This is a genomic window from Chromobacterium haemolyticum (genome assembly GCF_009936155.1).
In the GTDB taxonomy this organism is placed as follows: Bacteria; Pseudomonadota; Gammaproteobacteria; order Burkholderiales; family Chromobacteriaceae; genus Chromobacterium; species Chromobacterium haemolyticum.
This window is the reverse complement of record NZ_AP019312.1, coordinates 2418710-2433771: the sequence shown is the minus strand read 5'-3', so window position 1 is coordinate 2433771 and position 15062 is coordinate 2418710. Positions and strand designations below refer to the sequence as shown.

Below are 15062 nucleotides of genomic sequence, written 5' to 3'. Positions count from 1 at the left end.
TCACAATTTTATACGCTTTGATTTTCGAATTTTCGGGCTCCAATTTAAATTGACCGCAAAATGTCTCACCATAATATTCTTTCCAGAAGCGTGGTTGTGCATGGTGGAAAATGTGAAGCCATCTTCGCTTTCGTCTTTCTCTTGAAAATCGCTTCTATCTTTAAGGCAAACAGCCCATTTACTCATACTATCAATAATTTCGCCATTTTTAAAATACACGATAAAACCTAAGCTGGGATGTCGGCCAGATGCATAGCGTGTCAACAGCTGATCCATTCCTCCATTTAAGTACTCCACACCACCCCAGATTTTTGCTTCAGCATACCATTTCATGTCCTTCTTCTGCACAGGGTAAACAAGGATATCTACATGCCCACCGTGCGTAGGATCTTTCTCTGAGATATAACCTGCAGACTTCAAACAGTTTACTATTTCCAAAGACAACCTATCTTCTAGATCTTTTGACCTTTCCTTTGGGGCGCTTTCTAAATTTTGGATAATGCACCCAAGTTCTTCGTAGAGACGAGATACGAATGTGTCATAATTGGCAGGGGCAATGATCTCCAATGTTCGCCTGAATGGAACCTCTCCATAGAGTCTGGCAAAATCATCAAAGCTACTCATCACAAGCCCTTTTAGCACAAAGCAAGTAACGAAATCGCTTATTTGGCACGAGATAAGTAAATATTTTTTCTCTTGCGGCGGCAGGTGAGTAGAAGGTGTGATTAACCAGTATAGGGTGACCTTGCATTACCATTTGAATATCATCAAAATTCAAGTCAAAGTCAGAATCACCATCAACAAGATGAAACTTTAACTCGGCCAGCTTCAGGTCGAAGCAGATCAAATCAATCAACTCCTTCCAATTGTCACTTTTGGGTAGACTCAGCCGGTCAAATATTTTTTCCAATTCATACGATGGGATATGACGTACGTCTACATTCTGATAGTGGCGCACGAGCTCACGCACTACATGATTAACTGGAGAAGATGCTCCAGTTAATATGTCTATGCGCCTACTAATGGCTAGCCCTCTAGCAATGTCAGACATACAACCCTATTCTCTTTAAATTAAAACAAAGCTCATCAAACATATTGTAAGAAGTGGCTGCCCCAAAGAATATGCCTCCTTGCTTATGTAAGTTAATTTTCTGACCATGCAACTCGAAACAAACCTGACTTCTCAGCCCCTTGTTCTTTTGAGTAGTCCATGTAATCCCAATTTTATATGGTGATACTTTTCCACCAATAGCAGCTTTACCTGAAACATGGTAGCCTTCATCCCTTAAGTCGAGCTGGCCAGTCTTTAATTTCTCATCACGACTAACACCCGTAGAACACTCAAAAGCAAGACGATGAACCAGTCCTTCTGATGACCTATTGTAAATTCCTTCAATCAGCGGAAACAGATCAATGGGTTCACAGCCAGCAACTCCAGGAAAGGATGCTTCTAAGAATGCCATAAAGTGAGAACACATATCTGATGCACTCTCATCAAAACTGAACCTTTTATTATCAATAAGAACAAAAAGAATATTATTTAATCTATCATGAACCAGTCCATCAAAAACAAGAACAGGAATTTCAGACTTTAATTTCACAGTCGTATTCGACTTCCAAAATTTTTGCCTTGCCATTTGAGTGAGGTCGCCCTCCACTAGATTGTATATCTCATATGCATATTTTGTGCGACCAAATGAGATTGCACAATAGTCGTGCGTGTCAATTTTTTTTATAGGAAGGTAATATGCATAATTTTTAAATGCCTTAGTATAAAAGCTTGATTCATCAACCTGAAATAGACGCAATGAGTCTAGGTTAATTTCTTTCGCATCAAAAGCAAAGATGGTTTTACAGCCAAAGCAGTTTATTTCTGCCAATATATTGTCAAGCAAATCGAGTTCATTTTTATTTTTTTCATATAAATCATCCCAAGACCGCCCCACGGGTTTGTCCTCAGCCTTTAAATAATCACATACCACATGCAAAGGTATCTTTGACTGCTGATAAGCTTTGGTTAAATCACTCAGCAATATGTTATGTCTTGCGTTCACTTAATTAATTCCCGTGTCAGTACAGTGCTTAAGATGCTTTTCAATTAGCACATATACCACAGGCATACCACTAAGTCCATACGCATAAATACATCTATACAGTAAAAAGCATAGCCCCAGTTTTGCTTATCATCTTGTTTTGAGCAGCACAGCTCTCGCCACCACAAAATCTGCAGGGAACAGCACCAACATCGCCCGCGCCAGCTCCGGTTCGCGGCACACCAGCCAATCGCCGTAAATCTCGCGAGGCAGAATCACCAGCGAGCGTTTCTCGTCCCTAGGCTTGTGCATGTGCTTCATCGGCGGATGCTCCTCGGCGTTGATGGTGATCTGTGTGAACGCATGTGAAACGCCTCCGTCAGGCTCCTGCCACTCTCGCCACATCCCCGCCACCGCAAACGGTTCGCCGCTGGCCAGGCCAATCCGAGTGCGCACGGCTTTGCCGGTTTCATAGCAGGGTTCGAAAAAGGCCTGCATCGGCACCAAGCACAGCTGACACCGGCTCCACGCTCTTTTGTATGTCGGCTTCTCCCCTATCGTCTCAGCGCGCGCATTCATCGTCGTCAGTCGCACGCCAGGTGGCAAGTGAGGCTTAGGGATGAAACCGTAGCTGGCCAGTAGCAGGCCGCCGGCGGTGATGATGGGCGCTGGGTAGTCCTGCCAGGTTTCGGCGCGCCACTCCAAGCCGGTGGCGTCCAGGCCGAAGCCATCCAGCAACTGACGGTGAGTTGGCGGAGTGAAGTTTACGCACATGAAATCAGCTTAGAGCATGCCTGCCTTTATGGCTGGAACACGGTGGATTTCTCATAATATGCGCTTTATGGCATTGTATCCTAATGGCACTATTCCAAACCATAAATTATGCCAATTGGCTCAATGGAGACTCAAGCCACGGTATCCGCGCAATGGTCCTAGAAAAGATCAGGCTACTGCTTGCATCAAATGACTGGACGCAGAGCGAAGCTGCACAATTGTGCGGGCTGACGCAGCCCCGCATCAGCGACTTGTGGCGTGGGAATACAGGCCGCTTCTCGCTGGACGCGTTAGTCGATATTGCCGCCACCTTGGCAAAGCATTCAACACAACCTGAGGACAAGCGTATGCAACACACTCCAGATCAAGGACAACGCATAGCGGTCGATCTCATGGCGCGAATCTCAGCAAGACCGGTTAAGGCCGTTTATCCCATCGCCACCAGCGCGTTTTATTCTGAGCGTGGCGGCAAGGTGATAGCTACGTCCCCCATGTATCTGTTTGAGGAGCGCGTGGCCTTGGTCGGCGACAGCGTGTGCTATGCCGATGGGACAGAAGCCAGGATCATCAGCGGCGCGGGCGCAGCCGGCGTGATGGATGATCGGCCGATGGCTATCGTAGGCAGCGAGTTGGACAATGGAGATCGCATCATCGGCCCCATCCACAATGATGTCACCATCATTCAATATGCGGACGAACCATCGATCGAAGGACTGCTCGACCCTGCGTATGTACCAGTACCAAGTGAAGACGCGCAGTATGGGTAAGCCCATTATCCGAGAGGGCGACTCCACCTCGCACGGGGGAACGGTTCTGGAAGCGTTCCCTACCCTCACCGTCTTTGGCAAAAACGCCTCAGGGATCGGCCATCAGGTTTTCTGTCCGATGTGCAAAGGGAGCTTTCCTATCGTGGCGGGGGCAGTCAACTACACCTTCATGGGTAAAAACGTCGCTGTCGAAGGCATGCATACTGCTTGCGGAGCGGTGCTGATCGCTTCGCAGGGACAAGCCACGGTTGATAACACGCCGGGCGCTGCTGCTAGCGTCGGGGCAGAACTTGGCGGTTCTATGCTTGCAGCTGCTAATGCAGCTGCCGCATTGATGTTCAATGACAAGTACGTTATCAAAGACTCCGAAGGAACACCGCTGGCCAATACCGAGTATGCACTGTCTGTGGATGGCGGCGAGCCTGAGCATGGCGTAACAGATTCGAATGGACACACGCATTTGCTGGCTTCTGTCGCAGAACAGCACCAGATCGATATCTATTTGGAGGGTTAACCGTGTCTGAGCAAATTCAATCTCCAAGCACCGGCAAGACTCTTGTCAAAGTCGCGACAAAACAGCTGACGCCGACCTCAGATACCAAGGTCAAAACAATCACGGTTCCCCGCGTCTTCATTGAGGTCATCATCAGTGACTCGCGGGCCATTAGCGCAGGATCTCAATGGGGGCATGCCGCGGTAGTGATCGACGGGACGGTGTATAGTCGCGGCCACGAAGAGTATGTCACGATGCCCAAAGGGGTTTACCTGAATGGCGGCACATACAACCGCGCGCTCGGGCCTGCACGAATGGGCGGCCAGGGATTCCGAGACAACGCCGGCATTGTGCTGTGGGTGTCACCGCGTGAAAAGAAGGTAGTGGAGGACGAGTTGAAGCGGAGAGTGCAGTCTGACAGGGCGCACATCCGAAAAGAGGGTGAAGGACACAGCACGTATAGCATCTTCGATAACTCATGCTCGTCGAACGTCGCAGACGCATTGGAGCTTGTGGGTATTCTGGCCCACGATCCTCGCTGGCTCTCATTCCCCGTCACGCCGGCTGAGCTCTTGGCGGTACTAAGCAAGTCGAATCGCTTTGTGAAGAAAAATTACTACCAGAAGAAAGATCAATGAAAATTATTACTTTTGTGGTCGGGGTCGTTCTCGGTGCCGCAGTCATGTTTGTAGGGATGCGGGAGATTGGAACTCCTGCGTTCTGGCGCAACCCGATCAAGTTAACGGAAGTTCAGTTTGTCTCACCGGAAACAACGGTTTTTAAAACCCAAGAGATGAAAGACCCGGCATTCGCCGTAAAAACCGGGACTCGGTGCTATGTCCTGGAGGATCGCACCAGTTCTTTTGCCCGGATTGACTCAAAAGACGGCACGGCGTTGGAGATGCTTGTCGTCTGCCCAGGATTGGGAGCCGGATGGACCCGACGGCTCTAAAGCCGGAAGGCGGATGCCCAAGGATTAATCCGATAAAAACCTCCCCTTCCGCGGTGGAGCGTGTCCCCATTAACACCTCCCGGCCGTCTATCGACGAAGCAATCGAGCAAGAGGCGATCCGAAGATTGCAAACCCTGGATCCGGCCTCCTGCCTTACTCATAAACGGCTGCTTGAACATGTCCAACAGAGGCTTACATGGCGTGGCCCGGAGAGCAAAAAGGAATGAAAACCGCTGCCGACTATGGCATCCCGCTTAAGCCGCGCGGACGGGCCATTAAGCCGGTCACGCTGGACTTGGAATCGCCGGAAGGCAAAGTCCGGCTGATGCAGTCCGCGTACAGAGTGATGCGGCGCCACTATCTGGTGATAGCGTCAATGGCCCGGAAATAGCCCCCCTCCACACCCCTAGCCCGCTGAGTTTGGACGGTGGCTTGCCATTGCACACAGATAACATGGAAGGCAAGTACAGCAGGAATCGGGTCGCCTCCTTGGAGCCGTCGCCATAGACTTCGCACATTCAAATGAATCGAAGGAGAGCGACATGGCATGGCAACTGGAAACCTTGGACCCGGTTTTCGTGGAACGGGCGCGGCGCGAAGGGATCGATGCGCTCGGCCAGCCTGTGCGGCGGATGACGGCCAGCGGCGGCGAACCATTCCGTGACGCGCTGCGACGCGCCAGCCAGGGAGAAGAACTGATCCTGGCGAGTTACAGCCCATTTCGCCAAGCCGGCCCTTACCGTGAATATGGCCCGGTTTTCCTGGCAGCAGAATCTCAGCCGGAGACGCTTCCCGAGCTGTCATCGCTGCTGCGCCGCGTTGGCGAGAACGCCTACCTGGGCGCCAGCATGGCGCTGCGTGCTTACGACGATGAACAGACCATGTTGGAAGCTGTCTTGCTGCCAACGCAAGAGGTGGAAGAGACAATGGCGCGCTGGGAAGCTCGACCAGAGATCGCTTTCGCGATGCTGCGCTTCCCCGCCCATGGCTGCTATGCGCTGAGGCTGAACCGTTGCGCATGAAAATGAGACCAATGTGATATAGCAGAGTAGACTTAAGCTCACTGCCGGATGGGCCGCTTAGAAGATTTGGCTTACACTCATCAGTACGCTCGCATCGTTCACTGCCGGACAGGCAGCGGCCATATGGCCGATCTACCGATCGAGGCAGGCATGACCCATTCAACCCTTCGTGCGCAAACCTTATTTGGCTGGCGCGATGAGTTCATCAGCATCCTAGCCAGGCGTAAGCTCAAGCCCAAGACCCTCTGCGGCCGCGCCAACAATCTGCGCTGGCTGTGCGCATCGCTTGGCGACATTACGTTGCATGAGATCCGGCCGGCCCACATCGTCAACACCATAAAGCCGATTTGGGAGTCTGGCCGTCAATTCACGGCCAGGCGGGTGCTGATCGAAGCCAAGGATCTGTTCAATGAGGCGATCTATGCGGAGTTGATGGATCGTAACCCCGCGCTCTACCTGCGCGCCCTCCCCACCGAAGTCAAACGAGCTCGTCTCTCACTAGCACAATGGGAGTCGATACATCAAAGGGCCGGCGAAAAAGGAAAGCAGTGGTTTCAGCACGCGCTGCGCCTGGCGCTGGCGACCGCCCAGCGACGTGCCGACATCGCCCGTCTCTCTTTAGCGGCGATATGGGATGAGCACTTGCATATCGAACAGCAAAAGAACGGCACCAAGGTCGCCATCCCGCTGCAGCTATATTGCCCGCCGTTGAACCGCCAGTTGGGTGAAATCATTGAAGAGACCCAGCACTATCGTGCAGGAGGGCAATACCTGATCAGGAAATCAAATGGCATGCATTACGAGGTGTCAGCGCTGACCGTCAACTTCGCCAGCCTGCGCGACGAAGTGATCCCCGCCGCGGAATGGGAGGGACTGGAGCCGGCAACGTTTCACGAAATCCGCTCACTTAGCGAACGCATCTACCGGCCCTATGGCATCAACACCAACACCTTGCTGGGCCATACCAGCCAAGCAATGACTGACGGGTACAACGGAATGCGGCGCCAAAAGGAGAAAGAGTGGCGCCGGCTCATCCTTCATAGCCAACCATCTGCATAATCGTACACTGCAGGGTGGTGCCAGCGCCGCCCTGCTCTTCTCTGAGCTGGCAGGCCAGGCCGGTAAGCTCTACGACAAGGCAGATCAACGCCCGCGTACCAAAAGATAACTATCGGCGACCCGAGCCAGATACGGACCAAGACTGCTCATTAAATAAATCTCATAAATTTCACGGTAGAATTTAAAGAGTTTCAAGGCACTCCGATTTGAATTACCTGCTGTTCGATTTTGATAGCCGCAGACTTCGCCATTTTTGACCAAGACGCTGCCTCCAGCTCGACCAAAAGCCGTTATAGGAATTCAGCCTGCACAACGTTAAAAATTTATCAGTTTGCCGCCTGCGCGCATTCAATCCAGCATCGACCTCGCCCAATTTTTGGAATCTGCCGCGGTTGCTCCCGCACTCGCCGTTTGTTCCGCCGGACATGCAGTATTGGCTTGAACCGTCCATCTTTATCGCATAAAGTCATTGTCATAGGGAGGGGCTCGCCATGGTACTGGACACGTTGCTTACTCAGGTACTGATAGCGCTCTGTGGGGGACTCGCAGCGGAACTCCTGCATTGGTACAGCCTGGCACGTAAGCCCGGAGGCGTGAAGCGCTTCTCTGTGTATCCCGTCTATTGGGTTACGACCGTCAGCATGGTGGCTCTTGGGGGGCTGATGCCTGTTCTCTACATCCAGGGGACGGCATCTGCCTTACTTTGCTTCCACCTGGGAGCGGCAACGCCCGTCATCGTGCAGAAGCTGATTGTTTCTGGACCGGCAATAATGGCCCACCAGGGTGCCGGCGGTGCGACGATGCGCGACTTCTTCGGCTGGTAGGTCGTCGTGCCTGACCTGACCCGACTGACCTTCGTTTCGCTTGATGGCGACACGCCGCCAAGCGAAAGCGTCGACAGACTGCCCGAAGCCGCGAAAGTCCTGTCGGTCGTGCGTGGTGCATTTGAGGGCTTCTTCGGTGGGCCGCCGGAGGAGGCTGTCTGGGACGGCATCGGCGATATCGCGGCGCCCGACTCTGGCCTGCATCTCGTCTACGTGTATGGGCACGCATGGTTGGTGGGAACCGAGGTCGAGACTGCCTGGATGGCTGAAGGACGGTCGGTTGCCAGTCGGGGGGCGGATGCCCTGAAGAGATGGATTACATCGACCGCCTCCGAGCGGACTATTTTGATTCTCGACTGCTGCCATGCCGCGGCCTTTAACGTTGGCACTGTAGAGCAGCATGTCCCTCTGTTCGTCGTCTTTGCCAGCGCGGAGACTGAGAGCGCCATTGCGCTCCCTACCGACGGTGCTTCACGCTTGAGCCTTGCCTTTGCGGAGGAGCTTTCCCGGGCCGAGAAAGTAGACCTCGCACGAGCGGTGGCCAACATCGCAGAGAGACTGGACAAAGATGGCGTAATTCGCGGGCAAACAGTCAGCTACCGGATGGCAGGCCCAGCGGTGCGCTTGTCGCGAAGTTCCTTGAACCAAGTCGTCCACCGCGAACGCGCTGTCTCCCGACTGCGGAATCGCCTCGTCGCTGCGGGCGCAGTGGTCGCCTTCTTGCTTGTTGCTTCCGGCTGGTATTACTGGAGCCATGTCATCGTAGAGATTGATCTGGCGGGCTTGCCAGACATCGCGCACAACGTAGTGGTGGTAGCCAGCGCCGAGGAGCCAAACAGTAATTCGAGCTCCAAGATCGCGGAACAGTCGGCCAATGGCGGCAACAGTGTTCGAGTTTGGGTACCCGCGGACAACGTTATCTTGCGAGTCCATGCCAACTACGCCGATGGAGTCGAGCGTGCCCTCAGCTTCCACCTGAACCTGCTTCGCTCATTCGACGCCCGCGGGAAACTGGTCTCGCTCAGCTTGCCCCCGGCCGCGGATGTCCAGATGCATCCCGGCATGGCGTTTATCCCAGCGGTCTCGTGGTTCCATGGCAGCAAGCGTGAGGCACAACGCAGCAACCATGCCTTCTGGATCGACCTCACCCCCCCGACCGTCAGTGCCTATGAGACCGTCGCACGCAGGATGCTGGCCACTGGCACGCTTAAAATCGAAAACTCTTTCATCCTATCCTCACACGAGCGCAGCACTGCCCTCGACGCGACGGGTCTCGGGCAGGTGCGGAACCTCAGTATGTCGCTCGGTAACATCTTCGAGGTGATTGCCGCGACGAACTCCCCCTATGTGGAAGCGCCGGCTGACATCGTCGTGGGTGCCGGTACGCTGCCCTGCAAGGAGTGCCCCGCGCCCATGACTCACCTGGAGGCAAGCCTTTACTGCGAGGCGCGGCACATGAGACTGCCAACCGATCTTGAATGGGAGCTAGCCGTGCGAGGAGTAGACGGACGCACCTACCCATGGGGCAATCGCTTCGACGCGTCGAAGGCGAATGTCCCTGGTCCTCCCGAAAAAGGGGGGCCGCCTCCCGCGCTGAAGCCCGTCGATGCTTACAAGACTGAACGAAGCCCGTTCGGGCTTTGGGATACCGTAGGAAATGCGGGGGATTGGGTCACAAACATGTCCGGGTCGTACAAGCACTATTACATGGGGGCGACCTACCAGTTCAACCAGGAAGACGCGACAGCGTTTCAAATGCGTCCCGTGACCGACGAAGACTCGATAGTTCGTGAGATCACGGCAAGGTGTGTCGTTGAGGATTCTTAAGGGAGTGCAACCTTTCTAGCATGCAGTGACGATCCTGGCGTGCCAATGTCACCTAGGTTCTGGCTGTGAGAGAACCATTTCGGGTACGTCTGACATGTACTGGGCTACTTGGCAAGAATCGAACTTTATGACTGACAGCAGGGACCTATCCTCGTATGTGAAGCACTACACCACTTGCAGGACGAGCCAAATAATGCCATTGTCGTTATAAAATATCAACTTTGCGATCAGGATGCGCTTCAGGTTGCGACATCAAGACTAGGAAGATCGACATGCCTATTGTGTTCGTCCACGGCGTCAACAATCGAGACGGCGACGCTTACCGGGAAAATGAGAAGGCGCGGAATGGATTCCTGCGAGAGTACGTGGCGCCGGCACTCGGTCTGAGTGCCGACAAGCTTACGGTCATCAGCCCATACTGGGGCGAGTTCGGAGCCAAGTTCGCCTGGGACATGGCGGTGCTCCCGAACGGGGTGGCCAAGCTCGCATCCTTCGGTTCAGATGAGGAATCCAAGGCACGTGCCCGGGTGGCTGGCCTGCTCGCCAGTTCGCATCAGAGTAGGAATCTCGTCGAGCTGGCCAAGACAGATTTGTTGGCCGCAGTGGACCTGCTCTATGCCTCGACGATGGCAGGAGCCAAGTCAGAAGACGAGGCGCGTTACTTGGCGAGGTCATACGAGCTCGCCAGCAATTACGCGACAGCCAACCCTCATCCGGGCTGGGTTGCAAGCGCGGGCCCGAAGAACTTTGCCGATCTGCTCTTGAGCCAGTCCAAGGCCACCGAGGTCCAGAGTTTCGGTCCCCTGAGCAAAATCCTCGACTCGATCAAGGAAGGGGCATCTCGCCTGGTCAACGCGGTGCCGGACGTCACGACAGGGGTTGCTGGCTTGCTCCTTCGCAAGAAGCTCAATACCGTCGTCACCCGCTTCACAGGCGACGCATTCGTCTATCTGAATAGCCGAGGCACGGTCGATGCGCCCGGTCCGATCGTCACAACAGTTTTGAAGGCGCTAAAAGAAGCCCAGTCCAAGCTCACCGAGGACGACAAGCTCATCGTCGTGGCACACAGTTTTGGCGGCGAGATCGTTTACGACATCCTGACCTACTTTGACACGGCCCTGAGTATCGACTGCCTGATCACAGTTGGCTCTCAGGTCGGTTTGTTCGAGGAAATGAAGCTCTACAAGGCCAGCGACCCCACGATCCCAGTCGATCCGAAGAAGGATCACATCGCTCGCCCCAAAGGGATCAAACGCTGGCTAAACGTATTCGATATGAATGACGTCCTCAGCTACCAGCTCAAGCCCGTCGTCGAAGCAGTGTCCGACTTCAGCTACGACACGGGCTTCAGCACGTTGGGCGCCCATGGCGGCTACTTCGAGCGCCCCAGCTTCTACAAGCGAATGGCTGCGCGCCTGAAGGAGGCCGATGCCTCTACCGGAGCCTGCGCCCAATGACGGCCCTACTGAACAACGCGGTGGCCGGCCAGGCCGGTACGCACGTACTGGCAATCGGGGTCGGGAAGTACCCCCATCTGCTGAACGGAACGGGTAAGCTCGCTAGTGACCCAATGGGCCTCGAGCAGCTGGAGTCTCCCCCAGTCTCGGTCAAGGCGCTAATTGATTGGTTTCTGTCGCCGGGCACCGGCACAGGGGGTTTCGTGAACCCTGACGCGCCACTGGCCTCTGTCGAGGGACTCGCGTCGGCCGAGCAGCCCGTGGTCATCACCACGCCCGGTGGCCCGGTCGCGCTCGCCGATGCGACACAAGACGCCATCCAGCAAGCCTTCGAGGACTGGCTAGATCGCCTCAAGAGTCATCACGAGAACATAGGTATCTTCTACTTTTGTGGCCATGGCGTGATGGTTTCCGACCATTACCTGCTCGCACAGGAGTTCGGCCATTGCTCGCAACCGTGGACAAAAGCCTTCAACGTGTCGTTGACGATCCGCGCCGTCGAGCGAGAGATTTGCGGGTCAGTCTTTTTCTTCATCGACGCCTGCCGGAACATCCCGCACGCCCTAGCCATGACCCTGGGGGCCCAGCCGCCGCCGCTGCTGCCAGCGGACCTTGGGACGGATGTGTCGCGCAAGCATGTCACCGTGATTCATGCTACCGGCGAAGGCCAGCTTGCTTTCGCACCTCTGGGGCCTACAGTTTCCAGATTCACCTCCGCGCTCATCTGCGCGTTGTCAGGCTACTGCGGCACCAAAGACCCAGGTCACCAGACCTGGACGGTCGATGGCGACAACCTGTCGGCAGCAGTGCGTACCTTGCTCGCGCAGAACGAGCCGGACCAGGCCGATGCTGGCAAAAACAAGCAGGTCTCGGAACAGCTCGTGACTGGCCCGGTAGTGCCGCTCATGCGGCGGGCGTTTGTACCCAAGGTGAAAGTTCGCCTGGACCTCGCGCCGAGCCAGCGCCGGGTACTGTACGAGATGTACTTGGAATCATCCAATGGCAACAACCGGGTAGCGCAGACTCTACTGGATCAGGTCTTCAAAGTGGAGCTACCGCGCGGCATCTACGAGGTCGGCGCATTGGACCCCGCCGGCACCCTGCCCCAGCTCGTCCATGCTGACGAGGAGTTAGCCCCCCCGACGTACCTGTTCACGATGAGTTCACAGCCATGAAGCACATCGCCATATCACTAGATTACCCAAGCCTCGCCCATCAGCTCAATCAACCTCAGGATCAGGGTGTGGCTCTCCCGGTGAAGGTTCTGGATACGGACGGTGCCGTGCTGGCCATCGGCTCAACGAGTACCCGCGAACCGACCCAGTTGAGCATACCCCAGGAAATTCAATTTGCCTTCGTGCGTCTGACCTGGCCATCTGGGCGCCATGTGACGCAACGCGTTGACATGAGTATTCCCTCTCCGACGGACACCTATTGCGTGCACTTTCAGCTGGAGTATGCTTCGGCCAATGAATGGTCTGCCTGGGCCATTCCCAAGCTCAACCCGGGCAGTCGCCTCGCCAGCACACAAGCGGACCTGGACCTTGGCATGGACGAGTTCTCGAAGGTATGGCTACGTCTCTGGAAGTACCAGAACGGCGAGTGGCACCGGGTTTCCGTGGAACCTCTAGAGGTACACCGCAGCCGTTCGGCCTGGCAGATGGACCTGCAGTTGGACGCTTCGAACTGGCTGATGCAGATCGGAGGCTCCAAGGTAACTTGGCGCTTTGTCGCCCTGCCAGGGAACGGGCGTGCGCGCGTGCTGATCACACCCAAGGACTCGAGCGACCCGCGAGCAGACGAACTTAAAGTTGTCGTGACCGGCTTCCGCTCCAGGGCGGAGACGCTGCTCGAGTTCCTGTCACGTGACGCAATTCGCTCAATGAATGCAGTCGCCGATCCTGTACATGTCGCGCAGGAACTACTCCGCGCCAAATTCAACGATCCCATCGGCGCAGTGGCTGCTGCCTACTTCCTGTTGCGTGTTAATGCGGCGTATAAGGTTCCACTGGAGTGGTTTGAGAACCTGTCGCGCAACTTCCGCTGGCTACCAGATACCGCTATCGTGCACTGCGCCCGGCTATTGCGCGATGGCCGGAGCACGCACACGGAGGAATTTAATCCGCTCAAGCTTCTGCGCGAGAGTATGGCTCACGGCTGGCCAATCTTCACCGAGGGCGTCAACCTGCTTCAAGAAGCGGCATCGCTGCTGGGCGGCGCGCTTCTCGAGACTGATCCTCTGGACTTCCACAAGGTCCAGGCGCTCGGCGCAAGCAAAGGATGGGCAGGCGCGATCACCAGCTTCTACGGACGTTTTCCCGGAGAACCCGACGTACTTCGGTGGGCCGGCATGCCACGGGCGCCACGCCGGCGGCAAATCATCCCGCAGCTTGTTAAGTCGAGGCTGGCCTCGGATCTCACGTTGGGGTTCGAAGCCGAGTTGCCCCAAGACTTGCCGCAGCTCCAGATCAAGCGCGTCCAGACTTTACCGCCTTTTCCGACCGTTGAGACCTCACACTCCCAGACCTCGTCCGTCCAGATCTCATCCAGCGGGCCCCCTACCGTTCAAATCCCGTCTGATGGTGAGTTTGCTGGGCTCCCTGCGGCCACTAGCAAGCCTAAGCGGGAGAAACCTCAACCAGACGAAGGCGAGTTCCTACTTGGAAGCGTCGCCGGCTAGTTGTTAAGTTTCAACACGTTGCTCCCGAGTAGGCGGGAGACTGGTGGGCAGCAACTGAGCGCTGAGGGTGGCCGACGGGCGTTGTAATGCACACCAGGAAAGCATATGCCAGGAAGGCGCAAAGCCACGCGGTATACGCAGCTCTGTTGACTCAGTCCCGACCATAGGCCCACTAGCGCAACCAAATCTGGATGAACCGTTCGGCCTTGCCATTGGTCTGCAGGAGGTATGGCTTGATGAGCCAGTGCTTGGCACAGCGCTTGGTGAGGAGCTTGGAGCGGTACGCGCTGCCGTTGTCGGTGATCAGTTACCAGCACCGCATAATGCGCGACACTGGCTTTGAGGAGCCCCACGGCCTGGGTCTTGCGCTCGTAAAAGTGCATTTGGATGTAGCCGGCGCACGAATGATAGTCAGTGACCACGTGCGCCCTCAAACCCGCGCTTTTGACAGAATCGCACCACCCGGTGCTGGGGCACACTAAGCGCTCGAACTTCTTGGTATCGATATGCAGCAACTTGCTGAGCGCCTCGTGCTCGTAGCAAAGCATCGGCTTGACAGGTTCCCTCCAAACCAAAGTCTCTACCAGTGGTGCGCGGATGGCCAGCCATCCCTATTCGACCGGATCAACATAATCAAGTTGGACTTGGGGAAGCGCTAGGTGTCGGGCAAGGACGTCGAACCCAGCCAAGCACAACTCGCTTGGTTTACTCCGGACTTGATCCCAACAATTGAACCGTACCGGTGCAGTTGACAGCCATCAGCGGCTTAACGGCAGATGACAGAAACATTCTCGCCCCAGTCTGTTCAGAGGCTCAAGGTCCACTTAAGCCGATGAGCTGACTTAAGTACACTGCTCAAGAGGAGCTTGCAGATTGTTAATCAGCAAGTCTCCCTAGGTTATCAGTGCCAAGTCCTTTAGGATGCTTTGCCACAGCAATCGTCACAAATACCAACTGGCCGCGGCCACCTGCAATGTAGCATCGCCCCCTTCATGCGAGCGTCCCACTTCGGCATCGTTGAAATCAAGGTTGCACCGCAACTGACCATTTGTCCTTTCAGGACAACGGGCTTGCCGCCCACCAGCCAGTGTGGATCCCCTTCGACGATGGTGCAGTTCACATGGCCGTTCTGCGGACAACTGACTGAATCACCAAGTAGCGCGACATTTTTCCA

Annotated in this window: 16 protein-coding genes; 11 read left to right on the top strand and 5 right to left on the bottom strand. The window is 55.3% G+C overall.

Features of this window, described 5'->3' with window-relative positions:
- The 4 genes from GYH29_RS11080 to GYH29_RS11065 form a co-directional block, all read right to left on the bottom strand.
- Entirely contained in the window at window positions 1-624 is a 624-nt protein-coding gene (locus tag GYH29_RS11080; protein WP_161523758.1) for a hypothetical protein, read from the bottom strand.
- On the bottom strand, window positions 617-1051 hold the full coding sequence (locus tag GYH29_RS11075) for a hypothetical protein (RefSeq protein ID WP_161523757.1): 435 nt from the start codon (window positions 1049-1051) through the stop codon (window positions 617-619). The genes GYH29_RS11080 and GYH29_RS11075 overlap by 8 nt, the downstream gene beginning before the upstream one ends.
- Window positions 1044-2054 carry a hypothetical protein gene (locus GYH29_RS11070; RefSeq protein WP_161523756.1) on the bottom strand — a complete coding sequence of 337 codons (1011 nt, stop codon included), beginning with the start codon at window positions 2052-2054 and terminating at the stop codon, window positions 1044-1046. Before GYH29_RS11070 ends, GYH29_RS11075 begins: the two co-directional genes overlap by 8 nt.
- A 129-nt stretch (window positions 2055-2183) precedes the next feature.
- Window positions 2184-2807 carry an SOS response-associated peptidase gene (locus GYH29_RS11065; protein ID WP_161523755.1) on the bottom strand — a complete coding sequence of 208 codons (624 nt, stop codon included), beginning with the start codon at window positions 2805-2807 and terminating at the stop codon, window positions 2184-2186.
- A gap of 83 nt (window positions 2808-2890) precedes the next feature.
- On the opposite strand from GYH29_RS11065, the gene GYH29_RS24670 reads away from it, so the two are divergent.
- The 11 genes from GYH29_RS24670 to GYH29_RS11005 all read left to right on the top strand — a co-directional run bounded on the left by GYH29_RS24670 (window position 2891) and on the right by GYH29_RS11005 (window position 13888).
- Window positions 2891-3574, top strand: a complete 684-nt coding sequence (locus tag GYH29_RS24670) for an XRE family transcriptional regulator (protein WP_198001665.1) — start codon at window positions 2891-2893, stop codon at window positions 3572-3574.
- Window positions 3567-4088 carry a PAAR domain-containing protein gene (locus GYH29_RS11050; RefSeq protein WP_161523754.1) on the top strand — a complete coding sequence of 174 codons (522 nt, stop codon included), beginning with the start codon at window positions 3567-3569 and terminating at the stop codon, window positions 4086-4088. The genes GYH29_RS24670 and GYH29_RS11050 overlap by 8 nt, the downstream gene beginning before the upstream one ends.
- A 2-nt stretch (window positions 4089-4090) precedes the next feature.
- The gene (locus GYH29_RS11045; RefSeq protein WP_161523753.1) at window positions 4091-4705 is read left to right on the top strand and encodes a hypothetical protein; all 615 of its coding nucleotides are present in this window, start codon (window positions 4091-4093) and stop codon (window positions 4703-4705) included.
- Window positions 4702-5019: a hypothetical protein gene (locus GYH29_RS11040; RefSeq protein WP_161523752.1), complete on the top strand. Its 318-nt coding sequence runs from the start codon at window positions 4702-4704 to the stop codon at window positions 5017-5019. The genes GYH29_RS11045 and GYH29_RS11040 overlap by 4 nt, the downstream gene beginning before the upstream one ends.
- A 542-nt stretch (window positions 5020-5561) precedes the next feature.
- On the top strand, window positions 5562-6041 hold the full coding sequence (locus GYH29_RS11035) for a DUF1203 domain-containing protein (protein ID WP_161523751.1): 480 nt from the start codon (window positions 5562-5564) through the stop codon (window positions 6039-6041).
- Window positions 6042-6191: 150 nt separating this feature from the next.
- Window positions 6192-7100, top strand: a complete 909-nt coding sequence (locus GYH29_RS11030; RefSeq protein ID WP_161523750.1) for a tyrosine-type recombinase/integrase — start codon at window positions 6192-6194, stop codon at window positions 7098-7100.
- Between the two features lie 491 nt (window positions 7101-7591).
- Complete coding sequence (locus GYH29_RS11025; RefSeq protein ID WP_161523749.1) at window positions 7592-7924, top strand: hypothetical protein; 333 nt, start codon at window positions 7592-7594, stop codon at window positions 7922-7924.
- A gap of 6 nt (window positions 7925-7930) precedes the next feature.
- Window positions 7931-9751, top strand: a complete 1821-nt coding sequence (locus tag GYH29_RS11020) for a formylglycine-generating enzyme family protein (RefSeq protein ID WP_161523748.1) — start codon at window positions 7931-7933, stop codon at window positions 9749-9751.
- A 272-nt stretch (window positions 9752-10023) separates the two neighbouring features.
- Window positions 10024-11208, top strand: coding sequence for a hypothetical protein (locus tag GYH29_RS11015; RefSeq protein ID WP_161523747.1), 1185 nt, complete (start codon window positions 10024-10026; stop codon window positions 11206-11208).
- Window positions 11205-12383, top strand: coding sequence for a caspase family protein (locus tag GYH29_RS11010; protein ID WP_161523746.1), 1179 nt, complete (start codon window positions 11205-11207; stop codon window positions 12381-12383). The genes GYH29_RS11015 and GYH29_RS11010 overlap by 4 nt, the downstream gene beginning before the upstream one ends.
- Window positions 12380-13888 (top strand): hypothetical protein, encoded by a 1509-nt coding sequence (locus GYH29_RS11005; RefSeq protein WP_161523745.1) that lies wholly within the window; start codon window positions 12380-12382, stop codon window positions 13886-13888. The genes GYH29_RS11010 and GYH29_RS11005 overlap by 4 nt, the downstream gene beginning before the upstream one ends.
- Window positions 13889-14804: 916 nt before the next feature.
- Here GYH29_RS11005 and GYH29_RS24825 read toward each other — a convergent pair.
- Window positions 14805-15008, bottom strand: coding sequence for a PAAR domain-containing protein (locus tag GYH29_RS24825; RefSeq protein ID WP_232060572.1), 204 nt, complete (start codon window positions 15006-15008; stop codon window positions 14805-14807).
- Between the last annotated feature and the right edge of the window lie 54 nt (window positions 15009-15062).

What these genes read in the sequence shown, in the direction of transcription:
- GYH29_RS11080 (WP_161523758.1), bottom strand. Translation starts at nt 624, where the DNA reads ATGAGTAGCTTTGATGATTTTGCCAGACTCTATGGAGAGGTTCCATTC.
- GYH29_RS11075 (WP_161523757.1), bottom strand. Translation starts at nt 1,051, where the DNA reads ATGTCTGACATTGCTAGAGGGCTAGCCATTAGTAGGCGCATAGACATA.
- GYH29_RS11065 (WP_161523755.1), bottom strand. Translation starts at nt 2,807, where the DNA reads ATGTGCGTAAACTTCACTCCGCCAACTCACCGTCAGTTGCTGGATGGC.
- GYH29_RS24670 (WP_198001665.1), top strand. Translation starts at nt 2,891, where the DNA reads ATGGCACTATTCCAAACCATAAATTATGCCAATTGGCTCAATGGAGAC.
- GYH29_RS11050 (WP_161523754.1), top strand. Translation starts at nt 3,567, where the DNA reads ATGGGTAAGCCCATTATCCGAGAGGGCGACTCCACCTCGCACGGGGGA.
- GYH29_RS11040 (WP_161523752.1), top strand. Translation starts at nt 4,702, where the DNA reads ATGAAAATTATTACTTTTGTGGTCGGGGTCGTTCTCGGTGCCGCAGTC.
- GYH29_RS11035 (WP_161523751.1), top strand. Translation starts at nt 5,562, where the DNA reads ATGGCATGGCAACTGGAAACCTTGGACCCGGTTTTCGTGGAACGGGCG.
- GYH29_RS11030 (WP_161523750.1), top strand. Translation starts at nt 6,192, where the DNA reads ATGACCCATTCAACCCTTCGTGCGCAAACCTTATTTGGCTGGCGCGAT.
- GYH29_RS11025 (WP_161523749.1), top strand. Translation starts at nt 7,592, where the DNA reads ATGGTACTGGACACGTTGCTTACTCAGGTACTGATAGCGCTCTGTGGG.
- GYH29_RS11015 (WP_161523747.1), top strand. Translation starts at nt 10,024, where the DNA reads ATGCCTATTGTGTTCGTCCACGGCGTCAACAATCGAGACGGCGACGCT.
- GYH29_RS11010 (WP_161523746.1), top strand. Translation starts at nt 11,205, where the DNA reads ATGACGGCCCTACTGAACAACGCGGTGGCCGGCCAGGCCGGTACGCAC.
- GYH29_RS11005 (WP_161523745.1), top strand. Translation starts at nt 12,380, where the DNA reads ATGAAGCACATCGCCATATCACTAGATTACCCAAGCCTCGCCCATCAG.